The following is a 15,072-nucleotide window of genomic DNA, read 5'->3' as shown; positions in this document are numbered from 1 at the left end:
AGGGCCTTACGGCGCATTAACATGGCGGCGATCATTTCGAGCCACAAAAGCACCACAGAAAGCAGAACTCACATGGACCTCGGTGTGCGCTGGAAACTTCACGGCGACGGGCGCACCCCGGCTCCAGGCGCCGTCGTGCGCCCGGACGAGCGGCTCTCCTGGCCGCGCACGCTCGGGCTCGGCGCCCAGCACGTCGTCGCGATGTTCGGCGCGTCCTTCGTGGCGCCCGTCCTGATGGGACTCGACCCCAACCTCGCGATCATGATGTCCGGCGTCGCGACGGTGATCTTCCTGCTCGCCACTCGCGGCCGGGTGCCCAGCTATTTGGGCTGCTCGCTGTCCTTCGTGGGTGTCGCCGCGGTGATCCGGGCCCAGGGCGGCACCAGCGCCACGGTGACCGGCGCGGTCTTCGTGGTCGGCATCGCACTGTTCCTGGTGGGGCTCGCGGTGCAGAAGTTCGGGGCGCGGATCATCCACGCCACGATGCCGCCGATCGTCACCGGCGCGGTCGTCATGCTGATCGGCTTCAACCTCGCGCCGGTGACGGCGTCGACGTACTGGCCGCAGGACCAGTGGACCGCGCTCCTGGTCATGCTGTTCACCGGTTTGGCCGTGGTCTGCCTGCGCGGTTTCTGGTCGCGCATCGCGATCTTCCTCGGGCTGCTCTTCGGCTACGGCATCTCCTGGGTGTTCGACCGGATCTTCGGCCGGATCCACTCGGTCACCGGCGGCGCCGAGGCCGTCGACCACTGGCGCCTGGACCTGTCCGCCGTCGGCAAGGCCGACTGGATCGGTCTGCCCTCCTTCCACGCCCCGTCGTTCCAGTGGTCGGCGATCCTGGTCGCGCTGCCCGTCGTGATCGCGCTGATCGCCGAGAACGCCGGACACGTCAAGGCGGTCGGCGAGATGACCGGCTCCAACCTCGACGACAAGCTCGGCATCGCGATCTCCGCCGACGGCGTCGGCTCCATGCTCTCCACCGCGGTCGGCGGCCCGCCCAACACGACGTACTCCGAGAACATCGGCGTGATGGCGGCGACCCGCGTCTACTCGACCGCCGCGTACTGGGCGGCCGCCGGCTTCGCCCTGCTCTTCGGCGTGTGCCCGAAGTTCGGCGCGATCGTGGCCGCCATCCCGGGCGGTGTGCTCGGCGGCATCACCGTCATCCTCTACGGCATGATCGGCCTGCTCGGCGCCCAGATCTGGATCAATGCCAAGGTCGACCTGCGCAATCCGCTGAACCTCGTCCCGGCCGCCGCGGGCATCATCATCGGCATCGGCAACGTGTCCCTGAAGTTCACCGACAACTTCTCGCTGAGCGGCATCGCGCTCGGCACGATCGTCGTCATCACCGGCTACCACGCGCTGCGGGCCATGGCCCCCGCGCACCTCAAGACGCAGGAGCCGCTGCTCGACGAGGGGACGTCGACGTACGACGAGCCGTCCTCGGACGACGGCGGTCAGTCCGCCAAGTCGTGACCTGTACTCCCTCCTGAAGGAGGGTGTTTCTGGCCGTCCTGCTCGTTGCTGTGCCGCTACGCGGCGCGCGCTCGGGGCGGGATTCCGTGACTTCCTGTCTCTCCACGCTGTGCCAGAACGGGCTCTGGTCCTACCGGCGCTCCGCAGGCCGATGCCGCCAGCCCGGCGGCCGCTTTCACGTTGATTGCGGCGTTGACATCCCGGTCGTGGCGGGTGCCGCAGGCGGGAGAGGCCCACTCCCGCACGTCGAGCGGTTTGGGCCCGTCCCGGTGTCCGCAGGCCGAACACACCTGGCTGGTGGGCTCGAACCGCCCGATCTTGATGAAAGTCCGCCCGTACCGCTTCGCCTTGTATTCGCGCATGGTCACGAACTGCGACCAGCCTGCATCGTGCACGCTCTTGGCCGGCCGGGTGCGCGCGAGGCCTCGGACCGCCAGATCCTCCACCGCGACGCTTCACCATCGGCAGCCTTCAGGACTCTGCCGAGGAATGCCCCCACGCACAGACCCCGGCCCGTTCCCCCGTTCTGGGGAAGCCCCCGGCCAGGCGGCGCCCGCGCCGGCCCAGGCTTGAGAACCTGCCCCCATGGTGCAGTTGGAACGGTTCGCGAAGTGCACGCCCGCCGCGCGCGGGGTCGACTCCGTGGTGGCCCGGATGCGTGAGCTGGCCACGTCCTGGCCCGCCTGCGACGGCGTGGCCGTCTTCAACCGGGTCTATCTGTCCGTCACGGAAGAGGTCGACCGGCACATCGACGGCGGCCGGTTCGCCGACGCCGAAGCCGCGACCACGCTGGACGTTCGGTTCGCCGGGCGCTATCTGGCGGCCGTCGAGACCCGCTCCCCCGACCACCGTCCGCCCGCCTGCTGGCGTCCGCTGCTCCAGTACCGCCGCCATCCAGGCGTACGCCCACTGCAGTTCGCCCTCTCGGGCATCAATGCGCACATCGGCCACGATCTTGCGCTCGCCGTCGTGGACACCTGCCGTACGCTCGGCTGCGAACCGGCCGACGTGGAGGATGAGTTCGACCGCGTGGGCGATCTCCTCGTCTCGCTGGAGGAGCGCATCCGCGAAGATCTGATGCCGGGCCCCGATCTGCTCCAGATCGCCGATCCCCTCACCCATCTGCTCGGCTCCTGGACCCTGGAGCGCGCCAGGGACGGTGCCTGGGCCGCGGCCCGCGCCCTGTGGGTGCTTCGTGAATTCCCGGACGTCACCGAGGAGTTCGTCCGGCGCCTCGACACCTCGGTGGGCCTGGTGGGCCGCATGATGCTCACCGCCCTGCCGGACTGATCCGGCCACGCGCCCGCCTTCGCCGCGGAACTCCCACGTGATCGCTGTACGTTGACGAGGAGTTACGCAAGCGATCCCAGATGCGAACGCGAAGGAGCACCGGCATGGCGACCCGACTCGGCCTCAGCCTCCCCCAGATGAAGCAGTACGACATCGGGCGCGACATCCCGGCGGTGGCCCGTGCCGCCGAGGAGATCGGTTACGAGAGCCTGTGGGTCTTCGAGCGGATCCTGTTCCCCGAGCCCGCACGCCAGGGCCTGTACGGGGTCCCGGGCCTCCCCTGGCCGGACCAGTACCGCTCGGTCGCCGACCCGCTGGTCTCGCTCACCCTGGCCGCCGCCGTCACCGAGCGGGCCAGGCTCGGCACGAGCGTGCTGGTCGGCCCTCTGCACGTGCCGTTCCAACTGGCGCGCGCCCTCGCCTCGTTGGACGCTGCGAGCGGTGGCCGCGTCGTCGCGGGCATCGGCACGGGGTGGTCCCACGACGAGTACGCGGCCGCCTCTGTGGCCCCGTTCGAGAAGCGAGGCCAGGTCCTGGACGAGCTGCTCGACGTGTTCGAGGCCGTGTGGGGCCCCGACCCGGTGAGTTACGAGGGCGAGCTGACGACGATCGCGCCGTCCGTGGTGGGGCCGAAGCCCGCCGGGCCGATCCCGGTGCTCCTGCCGGCGAACAGCCCGAAGGCCGCGCGTCGGCTCGTGGACCGCGCGGACGGCTGGATGCCGGGGGCCGCGGGCGCGGAGCAGCTCGCCGAGCAGTGGCGGAATCTGCAGGAACTGGCCGAGGAGCGCGGCCGCAAGGAGCCGATCCAGAGCGTACTGCGGGTGAACACGGTCTACACGCGGGACGAGTACAAGGGCGACGACCGCCGCCCGTTCCAGGGCAGCGTCGCGCAGATCGTCGAGGACCTGGCCGCGCACAACGCGGTGGGCCTCGAGGAGATCCTGATCGACCTCCAGGGCCTCGTCCGTGACGCGGAGGAGCTGACGGATGTCGCTGCCGAGGTGTACACGGCGGCGCGCGAGGCCGGGGTCTGAGCGGTGCGGGCCCCGGCGTCTGCCGGGGCCCGCACGCCCGTCAGTCCTCGGGCAGCTCGACCGGAGCGATCTCGTCGTACACGTCGCCGGGGCCGGGGTTCGTGCCGTCCGTCGCGCCGCCGAGCTGGTGCATCACGCCCCAGACGGCGTTGAGCGCGGTCTGCACGGCGCCCTCGGCCCAGCCCGCCGTCCAGGAGATGTCGTCGCCCGCGAGGAAGATGCCCCGCTTGTCCTCGGGGAGGCGGTCCTGCATGAAGTGCGTGAACAGGCGGCGCTGGTAGCGGTAGTGGCCCGGCAGGTTCGCCTTGAACGCGCCCATGAAGTAGGGCTCGTTCTCCCAGGACACGGTCACCGGGTTGCCGATGATGTGCTTCCTGATGTCGACCTTCGGATAGATCTCGCCGAGCGACTTGAGCATGACCTCCATGCGCTCGTTCGCCGACAGGGGCAGCCACTTCAGGCTGTCGTCGCACCACGTGTACGACAGGCAGATGGTGGCCGGCTTGTCCGGGCCGTCGTCCAGCAGGTAGGTGCCGCGCGTCATGCGGTCGGTGAGGGTCATGGACATCGTGTCCCGCCCGGTCTCCTCGTCCTTGTCCAGCCAGAACGGCCGGTCGACCGGGACGAAGAGCTTCGAGCTCTCCATGTAGTGGGTGCGCTCGATCGCCGTCCAGTGGTCGATCGGGAAGAGCGAGTCGTCGCACGCGACCTTGGACAACAGCATCCAGGACTGGGCGGTGAAGATCGCCGCCTGGTAGGTGCGGATGTCACCGGACGCGTCGGTGACGGTGATGTGGTTGCCCGCGGTGCGGTGCAGCCGGGTCACGGCCGGGCGCGGCTTCCCACTGTCGTGCAGCTCCGCGAGCGAGGTGCCGTACGCCCAGTGGACGATCTTCTCCGGCTCGCGCTCCCACAAGCGCAGCGGGAGCTGCTGGGAGCCGCCGACGATGCCGCGGTGGTGGTCGTCGGCCTCGGTGTAGACGACGCGCAGGATCTCCAGGATGGAGTTCGGGAAGTCGGTGTCCCAGCCGCCGGTGCCGAAGCCGACCTGCCCGAAGATCTCTCGGTGCCGGAAGGACTTGAAGGACTCGGAGTCGCAGAGGAACCCGTAGAACGTCTGGTTGTCGAGCTTGTCGACGAGCTTCGACCAGATCTCGCGGATGCGCGGCACGTCGCGCTCCCGCATGGCCTGGTTCATGTCGGAGAAGTCGGCGCCCTCTTCGAGGCAGGCGTTCCACGCGTTCATGACGTCGCGGTAGACCTGCGGCAGGTCGTCGACGGTGTTCGCGTAGTGGGACTCGCCCTTGAGGTCGACGACGGTCGACGGGGTCTCGGGGGCGAGCGGGTTGGGGAAGGGCCGCGTCTCGAGGCCCACCAGGTCGATGTAGTGCTGGAGCGCGGTCGACGACGGCGGGAAGCGCATCGCGCCCATCTCCGCGGTCAGCCCGGCGGCCTCGGAGGGGGTGCCCTCGAAGCCGACGGTGCGCAGCCGGCCGCCGATCTCGTCCGCCTCGTACACGACGGGCTTGAGGCCCATCTTCATCAGCTCGTACGCGGCGACGATGCCGGAGAGGCCGCCGCCGATGACCGCGACCTCGGTGCCGTGCTCGGTCGCCGGTATCTGGCCGAGGCCCGCGGGGTGCGCGAGGAAGTCGTCGTACGCGTACGGGAAGTCCGGCCCGAACATCGTGATGGGGGGCTGCGCGTCGGTGTGCTGGACGGCGTTGGGCACCGTGGACGTCATGGGGTGCGGACTCCTTGCGGGAACTGAGGTACTGAAGGTTCGGGGCGGCGGCTCGGGGCTCAGATCAGCGGCGTGTACAGGCCCGGGCGGCGGTCGCTGAGGTACGGGTTGGCGTCGCGGGACGCGGCCAGGAAGGCGGGGTCCACGTCGGCACAGATCAGCTCGTCACCGCGGCCGGCGCGCGCCCTGGCGACACCGTCGGGGCCGGCGAGCGTGGAGAGCCCGACGAACTCGAACTCCCCTTCCTGGCCGACCCGGTTGACGTACGCGACGTACATCTGGTTCTCGAAGGCCCGCACGGGGACGACGGACTCGGCGACGAACTGGTACGGGTGCATCTGGGCCGTCGGTACGACGAGCAGGTCGGTGCCGGCGAGGGCGTGCGCGCGCACGTTCTCCGGGAACTCGACGTCGTAACAGATCATGAGGCCGATGCGGACACCGTCGAGGTCGGCCTGGACGACGGCCTGGTCGCCGGGCGTGAACGAGTCGCGCTCGAAGCAGCCGAAGAGGTGGGTCTTGCGGTAGTTCGCGAGGCGGGTGCCGTCGGGGGCGATCAGCTGGGCCGAGTTGAACACCAGCTCCCCGTCGCGCTCCGGATAGCCGTAGGCCACGGCGACGCCGTGCCGGGCCGCGATCCCGGCGATGGCCTGCGCGGAGGGCCCGTCGGCGGGCTCGGCGAGGCGGGCCACGTCGTCGCCGATCGCGTACCCGGTCAGGAACATCTCGGGGGCCGCCAGGAGCCGGGCTCCGGTCGCGGCGGCGCGGCCCGCGGCGCCGTCGAGCACCTTGAGGTTCTCGTCGACGGACCCGGGGCGGCCGGAGCTCTGGAGCAGGGCGGTGCGCAGCGGCGGCATGGGCGTCCTAGGGAGCGTGCGAAAAAGGGGGAGGGGGATCGGATAAGACGGTACGTTTCCGCGGACCGGCGGGACAAGACGGGACTGTTGCGTCTTCTCATACGATCCGTTGCGCCTGATGGGCCGTCGGCGGCGATTTGTTGCGCGTCCAGGTGAGCCGTCGGTCGCAGTCCGTAGAGGCGGCCTCCGCCGCACGGCGCGGTGGGAAGCCGACCGCGGTCGGACGTGCCGGGTGGATCCTGGGCTGCGCCTGACTGAGCCCCGGCACGGAAACGACGAAGGTGCCGCGGAGCCTGGGCTCGGCGGCACCTTCGAGACGGTCAAGCAGGGCACCGGCTGCTTCACGGTGCTGCCGTGGCGCCCGGTGCATCCCGCGAAGTGAGGTGCTACGCGGGCGAGCCCGACGTGTAGCGCCGCATCAGCGGCGACAGGACGAGCACCGACTTGGTCCGCTCCACGAACGGCTCCCCCGCGATCCGTTCCAGGACCCGCTCGAAGTGCCGCATGTCCGAGGCGAAGACCTGGACGATCGCGTCCGCGTCACCCGTGACGGTGGACGCGGACGCGACCTCGGGGTACCGCTCGAGGCCGCGCTTGATGGCCTCGGGCGAGGTGTTGCGGCGGCAGTACATCTCGATGAACCCCTCGGTCTCCCAGCCGAGCGCGGCCGGGTCGACCCTCACCGTGAAACCCGTGATGGCTCCGGTGGCCCGCAGCCGGTCCACACGCCGCTTGACGGCGGGCGCGGACAGGCCGACGAGCTGGCCGATGTCGGCGTAGGAACGGCGGGCGTCCTCGGCGAGGGCGTGCACGATGCGTTCGTCGAGATCGTTCAGCAAGGCAGGTGGTTCACTTCTCTTGGGCAGGCGCGGAGGCGAGTCGGGAGCGACGGGCCCCGTAAAGGAAGTAGAACACGAGGCCGACGGCCATCCACACGCCGAAGACCACCCAGGTGACGGTGGACAGGCTGCCCATCATCCAGACGCAGAACCCGAAGCCGAGCGCCGGCAGGATCGGCGAGAGCGGCACGCGGAAGGTGCGCTTCATGTCGGGGCGCGTGCGGCGCAGGACCACGACCGCGATGTTGACCAGGGCGAACGCGAAGAGCGTGCCGATGCTGGTCGCGTCGGCGAGCTGGCCGAGCGGGATCGCGGCGGCGAGGACACCGCAGAACAGCGAGACGATCACCGTGTTGGCGCGCGGTGCGCCGGTCTTCGGGTGGACCTTCGAGAACACCTTGGGCACGAGGCCGTCGCGGGACATCGCGAACAGGATGCGGGTCTGGCCGTAGAGCACGGTCAGCACGACGGACGCGATGGCGATGACGGCACCGGCGGCGAGCAGCGTCGCCCAGAACGACTGCCCGGTGACGTCCTTCATGATCCCGGCCAGGGCGGCCTCGGAGTCGTTGAACTGCTTCCAGGGGCGCGCGCCGACGGCGACGGCGGCCACGAGGACGTACAGCGCGGTGACGATCACGAGGGAGAGCATGATGGCGCGCGGCAGGTCGCGCTGCGGGTTCTTGGCCTCCTCGCCGGCCGTGGAGGCTGCGTCGAAGCCGATGTACGAGAAGAAGAGCGTCGCGCCGGCCGCGCTCACTCCGGCCATGCCGAGCGGCATGAAGTGCTCGTAGTTGCCGGACTGGAAGCCCTTGATGCCGATGGCGCAGAACAGCAGCAGCGCCACGATCTTGACGGCGACCATGATGGTGTTGGCGCGGGCGGACTCACGGGCGCCGCCGAGCAGGAACGCCATCGCGAGGACTACGACGATCAGCGCCGGCAGGTTGAAGATGCCGCCGTCGCCAGGGGGCGCGGACAGGGCGTCGGGGATCGTGACGCCGATCGTGCCGTCCAGGAGCTCGTTCAGGTACTCGCCCCAGCCGACGGCGACGGCCGCGACCGACACGCCGTATTCGAGGACCAGACACCAGCCGCAGATCCAGGCGATCAGCTCGCCCATCGTTGCGTACGCATACGAGTAGGAGGAGCCCGCGACCGGTATGGTCCCGGCCAGTTCGGCGTACGAGAGCGCCGAGAAGAGGGCCGTGAGACCGGCGATCACGAACGACAGGGTGACCGCGGGGCCCGCCTTCGGGACGGCCTCGCCGAGCACCACGAAGATGCCGGTGCCGAGCGTGGCGCCGATGCTGATCATGGTCAGCTGCCACATGCCGAGCGAGCGGCGCAGACTGCCGCCTTCACCCTGGCCACCCTCCGCGACCAGGGCTTCTACCGGCTTGCGCCGCATCAGCCTGGCGCCGAGGCCCGGGGTGGGGGTCTCGGTTGTTCGGGTGCGCGGTGGTGCGCCGTGGTCGAGCACGGGCTGGCTCCTTCATCGCTGCCGGTCAGGTGGGCGCGCACCGGGAACAACAAGCAACGACAGCCCACACAGACCGGGGAACCGCCGAGCAGGCCGTCCCCGCCACGCCACGTACAGCGCTTGACTCTAAAGGGTTTCTCTTCCCAGCTGTAATGCAGCAACCTTGCGTATGCGCGCACGAACGTTGCGTGGTGCGCGCGGGTGTGGACGAACGTTGCGCGGTCCGTTTCGTCCGTTGCGTTCCTCTCCGGAGAAAAGCGAAACCCCGCGCCCTCGAAAACGGGGGCGCGGGGCCGGGTCCTGCGGTGGAGCGACTAGCTCCAGCTGGCGTGCAGCGGCTTGCCCTCCGCGTAACCGGCGGCGGACTGGATGCCGACGACGGCCTTCTCCTCGAACTCCGCGAGGGAGTTGGCACCCGCGTAGGTGCAGGAGGAGCGGACGCCCGCGATGACCGAGTCGATCAGGTCCTCGACGCCCGGACGCTGCGGGTCGAGGAACATGCGCGAGGTGGAGATGCCCTCCTCGAACAGCGCCTTGCGGGCACGGTCGTACGCGGACTCTTCGGAGGTCCGGTTCCTGACGGCGCGAGCCGAGGCCATGCCGAAGGACTCCTTGTACGCGCGCCCCTGGGCGTCGTGCTGGAGGTCGCCCGGGGACTCGTACGTGCCCGCGAACCAGGAGCCGATCATGACGTTCGACGCGCCTGCGGCGAGCGCCATGGCGACGTCGCGCGGGTGACGGACGCCGCCGTCGGCCCACACGTGCTTGCCGTACTTCTTCGCCTCGGCGGCGCACTCCAGGACGGCGGAGAACTGCGGCCGGCCGACGCCGGTCATCATGCGCGTGGTGCACATGGCGCCGGGGCCCACGCCGACCTTGATGATGTCGGCGCCGGCCTCGATGAGGTCCTTGACGCCCTCGGCGGCGACGATGTTGCCCGCGACGATGGGCACCTGCGGGTCGAGGCCGCGGACGGCCTTGATCGCGGCGATCATCGACTCCTGGTGGCCGTGCGCGGTGTCGACCACGATGGTGTCCGCGCCGGCGTCGAGGAGCAGCTTGGCCTTGCCCGCCACGTCGCCGTTGATGCCGACGGCGGCGGCGATGCGGAGCTTGCCGTTCGCGTCGGTGGCCGGGGTGTAGAGCGTCGCGCGCAGGGCGCCCGTGCGGGTCAGGATGCCCGCGAGACGGCCGTCCGCGCCCACGGCGGGGGCGTAGCGGCGGTTGGCGTGGTCCAGCTTGTTGAACGCGTCGCGCGGGTCGATGTCCGCGTCGAGCAGGAGCAGGTCCTTGGACATGACCTCGGACAGCTGCGTGAACCGGTCGACGCCGGTCAGGTCGGCGTCCGTGACGACGCCGACGGGCCGCTGCTCCTCGTCCACGACGACACCGGCGTTGTGCGCGCGCTTGGGCAGCAGCGCAAGCGCGTCGGCGACGGTCTGGTGCGGGGCGAGGACGATGGGGGTGTCGAGGACCAGGTGGCGGGTCTTCACCCAGGAGATGACCTCGGTGACTACCTCGATCGGGATGTCCTGCGGGATGACGACGAGGCCCCCGCGGCGGGCGACGGTCTCGGCCATGCGGCGCCCGGCGATCGCGGTCATGTTGGCGACGACCAGCGGAATCGTGGTGCCGGTGCCGTCGGGGGACGCGAGGTCGACCGCCTGACGGGAACCCACGGCGCTGCGGCTCGGCACCATGAAGACGTCGTCGTAGGTCAGGTCGTACGCAGGCTGGATGTCGTTGAGGAAACGCACGTGCTGCTCATCCCAGTCGATCAGAGGTGGCCCCCGGGCAGGTCAGCCCGTGGGGGAAAAGCACGTACTTCAGTGTCCCATGCCACCGCTACCACATGCCCACGGACGATTACACAGGCGGGCGGGAGGGGGCGTGGTCTGATCCTCCAAGGGTCAGGGCGATCACGAGCCTCGGATTCCGGCCACGCCTGCGGTCGACCGCGTCCGTGAACACATCGAGCGCGGTCTCCCAGTCCTCGGGCCTGGCACCGGCGTAGGCCCGCCATCCCACGACGGACAGCAGCAGCGCCTGATCGCTGCCGTCGGGCCAGAAGGAGACATCGGTCAGGACGTCGAACAGCGCGTCCCAGTTGCGGCCGAACCAGTCCGGCAGCTCCAGGTCGCGCACGCACCGGTCCATGAACCCGGCCTTGTCCTTGACGCCTTCGAGGTCGAGGACACGGATCCTGTCGGGAGGACCTCCGGTCATCTCAGCACCGCCTTGAACGACTCGTAGTGGTCATCGGTGTAGTACGTCTCGTGGCTCTGCCCCGTGACGATGCGCCGGGCGCCGCGGTCCCGCTCGCCGGGGGTGGGAACGGTGTACTCGTGGTAGTAGCCGCGGTTCTGCCGGGGCAGCTCCCGCTCGAAGTTCCCGAAGACGGCACCGTCCTTGGTGTACGGGAACGGCCCGCCCTTGTCGATGAGGCCGAGGGTCGTACGGGCCTCTGCGGGGAGCCGGGATTCGGGGACGGTGGCCATGCCCTGCGCCCAGGCGGGAGTGGAGCGGCCCGGGGCGGCCCGTGTGTCCTGTCGCGTGTCCTGTGCGGAGCACCCGGTGACCAGCAGGGCGAGGGCGACGAGCAGCGCCCCCAGGAGGAGGGTGGGGAGGCGGGCAGAATGGCGGGTGAGAAGCCGCAACAGCATGCCGCCGATGCTGCCACAGCCGCCTCCGGTGAGCGCGGCACACGACGTGAGCACCGCGCGACGGGACCGGGGCCCTGGGGTCTCTCGTTTGGATCAGGCTGGATCAGGGAGCGAGGTCATGGGGTCCCCCTGCCAGAGCGAAGCCGAGAGCTTGGAGGAGTGCGTGCCAGACCCCGCGAGCCCAGCATGATCCAAACGAGAGGCCCTAGACGCCGTCCGGGTCGGCCCGGTTCAGCGCCGGCTTGGGCGTGGGGCCCGCCGTGAGGAGGAAGTCCGCGGCGGCCGTGTCAGTGACCAGGCTGGTGACGAGCCCCGACCTCAGCACCGCGTCGATCGCGGCAGCCTTGCGCTGGCCGCCCGCGATGGCGACGACCTCCGGTATGCGCCGCAGGCGGTCCGCCTCGACCGTGATGCACCGCTCGCCCAGGTCACGGCCGACGCGGCGGCCCTCGGCGTCGAAGAGGTGCGCGGACATCTCGGCGGCGACGCCGAGCGAGGCGTAGTGGGCCCGCTCCTCGTCGCTGAGCATGTCGTGGACGGTGGAGATGCCCGGCTCCCAGGAGCCGATGGAGACGCAGGCGACCGTGACCTTGTCGAAGTACTCGAAGGCGCGGGCGATGCCCGTCTGGCTGCGCAGCGCGGCCGCGGTGGCCGGGTCGGGCAGGAGCATCGGCGCGTAGATCGGGTGGGCCTCGCCGCCGGAGACCTGGGCGGCGCGCCGCACGGCCTCGACGGAGCCGCGCTCGGCGGTCCCGGCGTCGTACACGCCCGTGAGCTGCACGACCGTGCAGGGCGGCAGCCGGTCGAGCGCGGCCGCCATGTGGATGGTCGACCGGCCCCACGCAAGGCCGAGCACGTCGCCCTCGGAGACCAGCTCGCCCAGGAGGTCGGCCGCGACCTCGCCGAGGTTCTCGGGGTCGGGCGACTCCTCGGCCTCGGCCGGTGACTCGACCACCACGGCGTGCCGCAGGCCGTAGCGGGCGCGCAGCGCGTCGGAGCGCTCCGCGTCGAGCTCGGCCGGTACGCGGATCTCGATGCGTACGAGATCACGTTCGAGCGCGGTCTCCAGGACCCTGGCCACCTTGAAGCGGCTCACGCCGAACTCCTCGGCGATCTGGATCTTGGATTTGCCCTCGAGGTAGAAGCGGCGGGCCATGGCCGCCGCCTGCACCAGCTCCGCGGGTCCCATCCGCATCGCTGAGCGACCCGGCGACAGTGCCGACACGGCGATCTCCTCACTGCTGTTCACAACCTGGACTCGCCGTTCATCCTTGCAGATGTGGCGGACTTGATCTGCCCTGATGGGCGGCGTTCACGTTCCCGTGGCTCAGTGGCCGCATGCCCAGGCCGCGGCGGCCGACACCGTCTCGGCCTGCGTGCGCAATGCACGTACCGCCTGGGCGGGGTCGGCGGCGCCGTAGACGGCGGAGCCGGCGACGAAGACGTCGGCGCCCGCCTCCGCACAGCGCTCGATGGTGGAGGCCGAGACGCCGCCGTCGACCTGAAGCCAGAGTTCGAGGCCGTGCTTGCTGATCAGCTCCCGGGTGCGGCGGATCTTCGGCAGCATGAGGTCCAGGAAGGCCTGCCCGCCGAAGCCCGGCTCGACGGTCATGATCAGCAGCATGTCCAGCTCGGGGAGCAGGTCCTCGTACGGCTCGATGGGGGTCGCCGGCTTGAGCGCCATGGAGGCGCGGGCGCCCTTGGCGCGGATCTCGCGGGCCAGCCGGATGGGGGCGGCCGCGGCCTCCGCGTGGAAGGTGACGGAGCCGGCGCCGGCCTCGACGTACTGCGGGGCCCAGCGGTCGGCGTCCTCGATCATCAGATGGCAGTCCAGCGGGATGTCCGTGGCCCGCGCCAGGGACTCCACGACCGGCACCCCGAGGGTCAGGTTCGGGACGAAGTGGTTGTCCATGACGTCGACATGGAGCCAGTCGGCGCCCTCGACGGCCTTTGCCTCCTCGGCAAGGCGGGCGAAGTCCGCGGACAGGATGCTGGGGTTGATCTGCACGGCCATGACCCAAGACTGCCATGCCCGGCGCCGGTTGCTCCCCCCGGTCCAGACCTGTCTCGGTTCCCGGATGCCGCGCCAGGGCCCCGGTGCCATGGTGATCGACCCGGATCCGCGAGAGCGAAAAGGCCGCCGGCCCCGGCACCTGAAGGCGCGCGGGACCGGCGGTCGGCCGTGTGTCCGTGTCAGGCGGTGCCGTCCGGATCAGGCGGTGCGCCGGATCAGGGCCAGATACATCGCGTCCGTGCCGTGCAGATGCGGCCAGAGCTGGATGTCGGGGCCGTCCCCGAGCGCCGGTACGCCGGGCAGCAGAGGGCGCGCGTCGATGAGTTCGGCTCCGGGGTGGTGCTTCATGACGTCGTCCACGACCGCGCGGGTCTCGGCGAGGTGCGGCGAGCAGGTCGCGTAGCCGACGACGCCGCCCACCCGTACGGAGTCGAGCGCGGTGGTCAGGAGCGAGCGCTGGAGCGGCGCGAAGCCCTCCAGGTCCTCGGGGCGCCGCCGCCAGCGCGCCTCGGGCCGGCGGCGCAGCGCGCCGAGACCCGTGCACGGCACATCCATGAGGACGCGGTCGAAGGTGCCGGGCCCCCACGGCGGACGGGTCCCGTCGGCCGCGATGACCTGGTACGGGCCGGGGTTGCCCGCGAGCGCGTTCGCCACGAGGCGGGCGCGGTGGGGCTGCTTCTCGGCGGCGAGCAGGGCGGCGCCGCGCTCGGAGGCGAGGCCGGCGAGCATGGCCGCCTTGCCGCCGGGACCTGCGCAGCCGTCGAGCCACTTCTCGTCGCGGCCCTCCAGGGGCGCGTTCGCGAGGGCGATCGCCACGAGCTGGCTGCCCTCGTCCTGGACACCGGCCCGGCCGGTCCGCACGGGGTCGAGCGAGCCGGGCTCACCGCCTTCGGTGAGCCGCACGGCGTACGGCGACCAGCGCCCCGGCAGCGCCGACTCCTCGCCGACCTCGTCCAGGACGACATCCGCGGTCGTCCGGCCCGGCCGCGCCACGAGCGTGACCTCAGGCCGCTCGTTGTCGGCCTCCAGCAGGTCCTCGATGCCCGCGCGGCCCCCGCCGAGCGAGTCCCACAGCGCCGACACGATCCATCGCGGATGCGAATGCACCACGGCGAGATGGTCCTCGGCGTCCTCGTCGTACGGGGGCGCGACCTTCTCCACCCAGCCGTCGAGGTCGTCCTGCGCGACCTTGCGGAGCACGGCGTTCACGAACTTGGCGCGCCCGTCACCGAGCACGACCCGCGCCAGCTCCACGGAGGCCGACACGGCGGCGTGTGTGGGGATCCGCGTGCCGAGCAGCTGGTGGACGCCCATGTTCAGCACGTCGAGAACGGGCGGGTCCACCTCCCGCAGCGGCCGGTCGATACAGGCGGCGACGATCGCGTCGTACGTGCCCTGCCGGCGCAGCGTCCCGTAGACCAGCTCCGTGGCGAGCGCGGCGTCACGGGCGTCGAACTTTTCGGGCCCCTCCTTCTCCCGGGCCTTGCGCAGCAGCGGCGGGAGCACGAGGTTCGCATACGCATCGCGCTCGTCCACGGCCCGCAGCGCCTCGAAGGCGAGGTAGCGGACCGGGTCCTTCTGAGGGCGGCGGTACGGCTTCCCCTGCTTCCCGGGGGTGCCGGGCTTACCTGACTTCTGGGGTCGCCGGCCGGGCTGGTCGTTCAAAGGT

At 70.8% G+C, this 15,072-nt stretch carries 13 protein-coding genes and 1 pseudogene; 3 read left to right on the top strand and 11 right to left on the bottom strand.

Going from position 1 to position 15,072, the window contains the following annotated elements:
- Positions 1-72 precede the first annotated feature (72 nt).
- On the top strand, positions 73-1,479 hold the full coding sequence (locus tag OG698_RS36900) for a uracil-xanthine permease family protein (protein ID WP_406108212.1): 1,407 nt from the start codon (positions 73-75) through the stop codon (positions 1,477-1,479).
- Between the two features lie 56 nt (positions 1,480-1,535).
- Here OG698_RS36900 and OG698_RS36895 read toward each other — a convergent pair.
- Positions 1,536-1,934, bottom strand: a pseudogene (locus tag OG698_RS36895) (RNA-guided endonuclease TnpB family protein); the annotation flags it as partial.
- Between the two features lie 130 nt (positions 1,935-2,064).
- Between OG698_RS36895 and OG698_RS36890 the strand changes: the two are divergent.
- Both OG698_RS36890 and OG698_RS36885 read left to right on the top strand, forming a co-directional pair.
- Positions 2,065-2,769: a DUF5995 family protein gene (locus OG698_RS36890; protein ID WP_406108210.1), complete on the top strand. Its 705-nt coding sequence runs from the start codon at positions 2,065-2,067 to the stop codon at positions 2,767-2,769.
- Between the two features lie 104 nt (positions 2,770-2,873).
- Positions 2,874-3,803, top strand: a complete 930-nt coding sequence (locus tag OG698_RS36885; protein ID WP_406108208.1) for an LLM class F420-dependent oxidoreductase — start codon at positions 2,874-2,876, stop codon at positions 3,801-3,803.
- 40 nt (positions 3,804-3,843) lie between these two features.
- Here OG698_RS36885 and OG698_RS36880 read toward each other — a convergent pair whose 3' ends face one another.
- The 10 genes from OG698_RS36880 to OG698_RS36835 all read right to left on the bottom strand — a co-directional run bounded on the left by OG698_RS36880 (position 3,844) and on the right by OG698_RS36835 (position 15,068).
- Positions 3,844-5,547, bottom strand: a complete 1,704-nt coding sequence (locus tag OG698_RS36880; RefSeq protein ID WP_399970885.1) for a flavin monoamine oxidase family protein — start codon at positions 5,545-5,547, stop codon at positions 3,844-3,846.
- 59 nt (positions 5,548-5,606) lie between these two features.
- Positions 5,607-6,395, bottom strand: a complete 789-nt coding sequence (locus tag OG698_RS36875; protein ID WP_406111493.1) for a carbon-nitrogen hydrolase family protein — start codon at positions 6,393-6,395, stop codon at positions 5,607-5,609.
- A 395-nt stretch (positions 6,396-6,790) separates the two neighbouring features.
- A complete protein-coding gene (locus tag OG698_RS36870; protein ID WP_100597439.1) occupies positions 6,791-7,243 on the bottom strand; it encodes an Lrp/AsnC family transcriptional regulator in 453 nt (150 codons plus the stop codon).
- A 10-nt stretch (positions 7,244-7,253) separates the two neighbouring features.
- Positions 7,254-8,726 carry an amino acid permease gene (locus OG698_RS36865; protein ID WP_399970883.1) on the bottom strand — a complete coding sequence of 491 codons (1,473 nt, stop codon included), beginning with the start codon at positions 8,724-8,726 and terminating at the stop codon, positions 7,254-7,256.
- 314 nt (positions 8,727-9,040) lie between these two features.
- Entirely contained in the window at positions 9,041-10,483 is a 1,443-nt protein-coding gene (locus OG698_RS36860) for a GuaB1 family IMP dehydrogenase-related protein (protein WP_406108206.1), read from the bottom strand.
- A gap of 109 nt (positions 10,484-10,592) precedes the next feature.
- Positions 10,593-10,952 carry a barstar family protein gene (locus OG698_RS36855; RefSeq protein ID WP_399970882.1) on the bottom strand — a complete coding sequence of 120 codons (360 nt, stop codon included), beginning with the start codon at positions 10,950-10,952 and terminating at the stop codon, positions 10,593-10,595.
- The gene (locus tag OG698_RS36850; RefSeq protein ID WP_406108205.1) at positions 10,949-11,389 is read right to left on the bottom strand and encodes a ribonuclease domain-containing protein; all 441 of its coding nucleotides are present in this window, start codon (positions 11,387-11,389) and stop codon (positions 10,949-10,951) included. The genes OG698_RS36855 and OG698_RS36850 overlap by 4 nt, the downstream gene beginning before the upstream one ends.
- A gap of 205 nt (positions 11,390-11,594) precedes the next feature.
- On the bottom strand, positions 11,595-12,638 hold the full coding sequence (locus OG698_RS36845; protein ID WP_326776733.1) for a sugar-binding domain-containing protein: 1,044 nt from the start codon (positions 12,636-12,638) through the stop codon (positions 11,595-11,597).
- Between the two features lie 78 nt (positions 12,639-12,716).
- Positions 12,717-13,403: a ribulose-phosphate 3-epimerase gene (gene rpe, locus OG698_RS36840; RefSeq protein ID WP_100597433.1), complete on the bottom strand. Its 687-nt coding sequence runs from the start codon at positions 13,401-13,403 to the stop codon at positions 12,717-12,719.
- Between the two features lie 198 nt (positions 13,404-13,601).
- Positions 13,602-15,068, bottom strand: coding sequence for an RsmB/NOP family class I SAM-dependent RNA methyltransferase (locus tag OG698_RS36835; RefSeq protein WP_383095343.1), 1,467 nt, complete (start codon positions 15,066-15,068; stop codon positions 13,602-13,604).
- Positions 15,069-15,072 lie beyond the last annotated feature (4 nt).

The sequence above is a fragment of the Streptomyces sp. NBC_01003 genome (genome assembly GCF_045162695.1).
Taxonomy (GTDB): domain Bacteria; phylum Actinomycetota; class Actinomycetes; order Streptomycetales; family Streptomycetaceae; genus Streptomyces.
The sequence above is the reverse complement of the archived record's forward strand: the minus strand, read 5'-3'. Positions and strand labels throughout refer to the sequence as shown.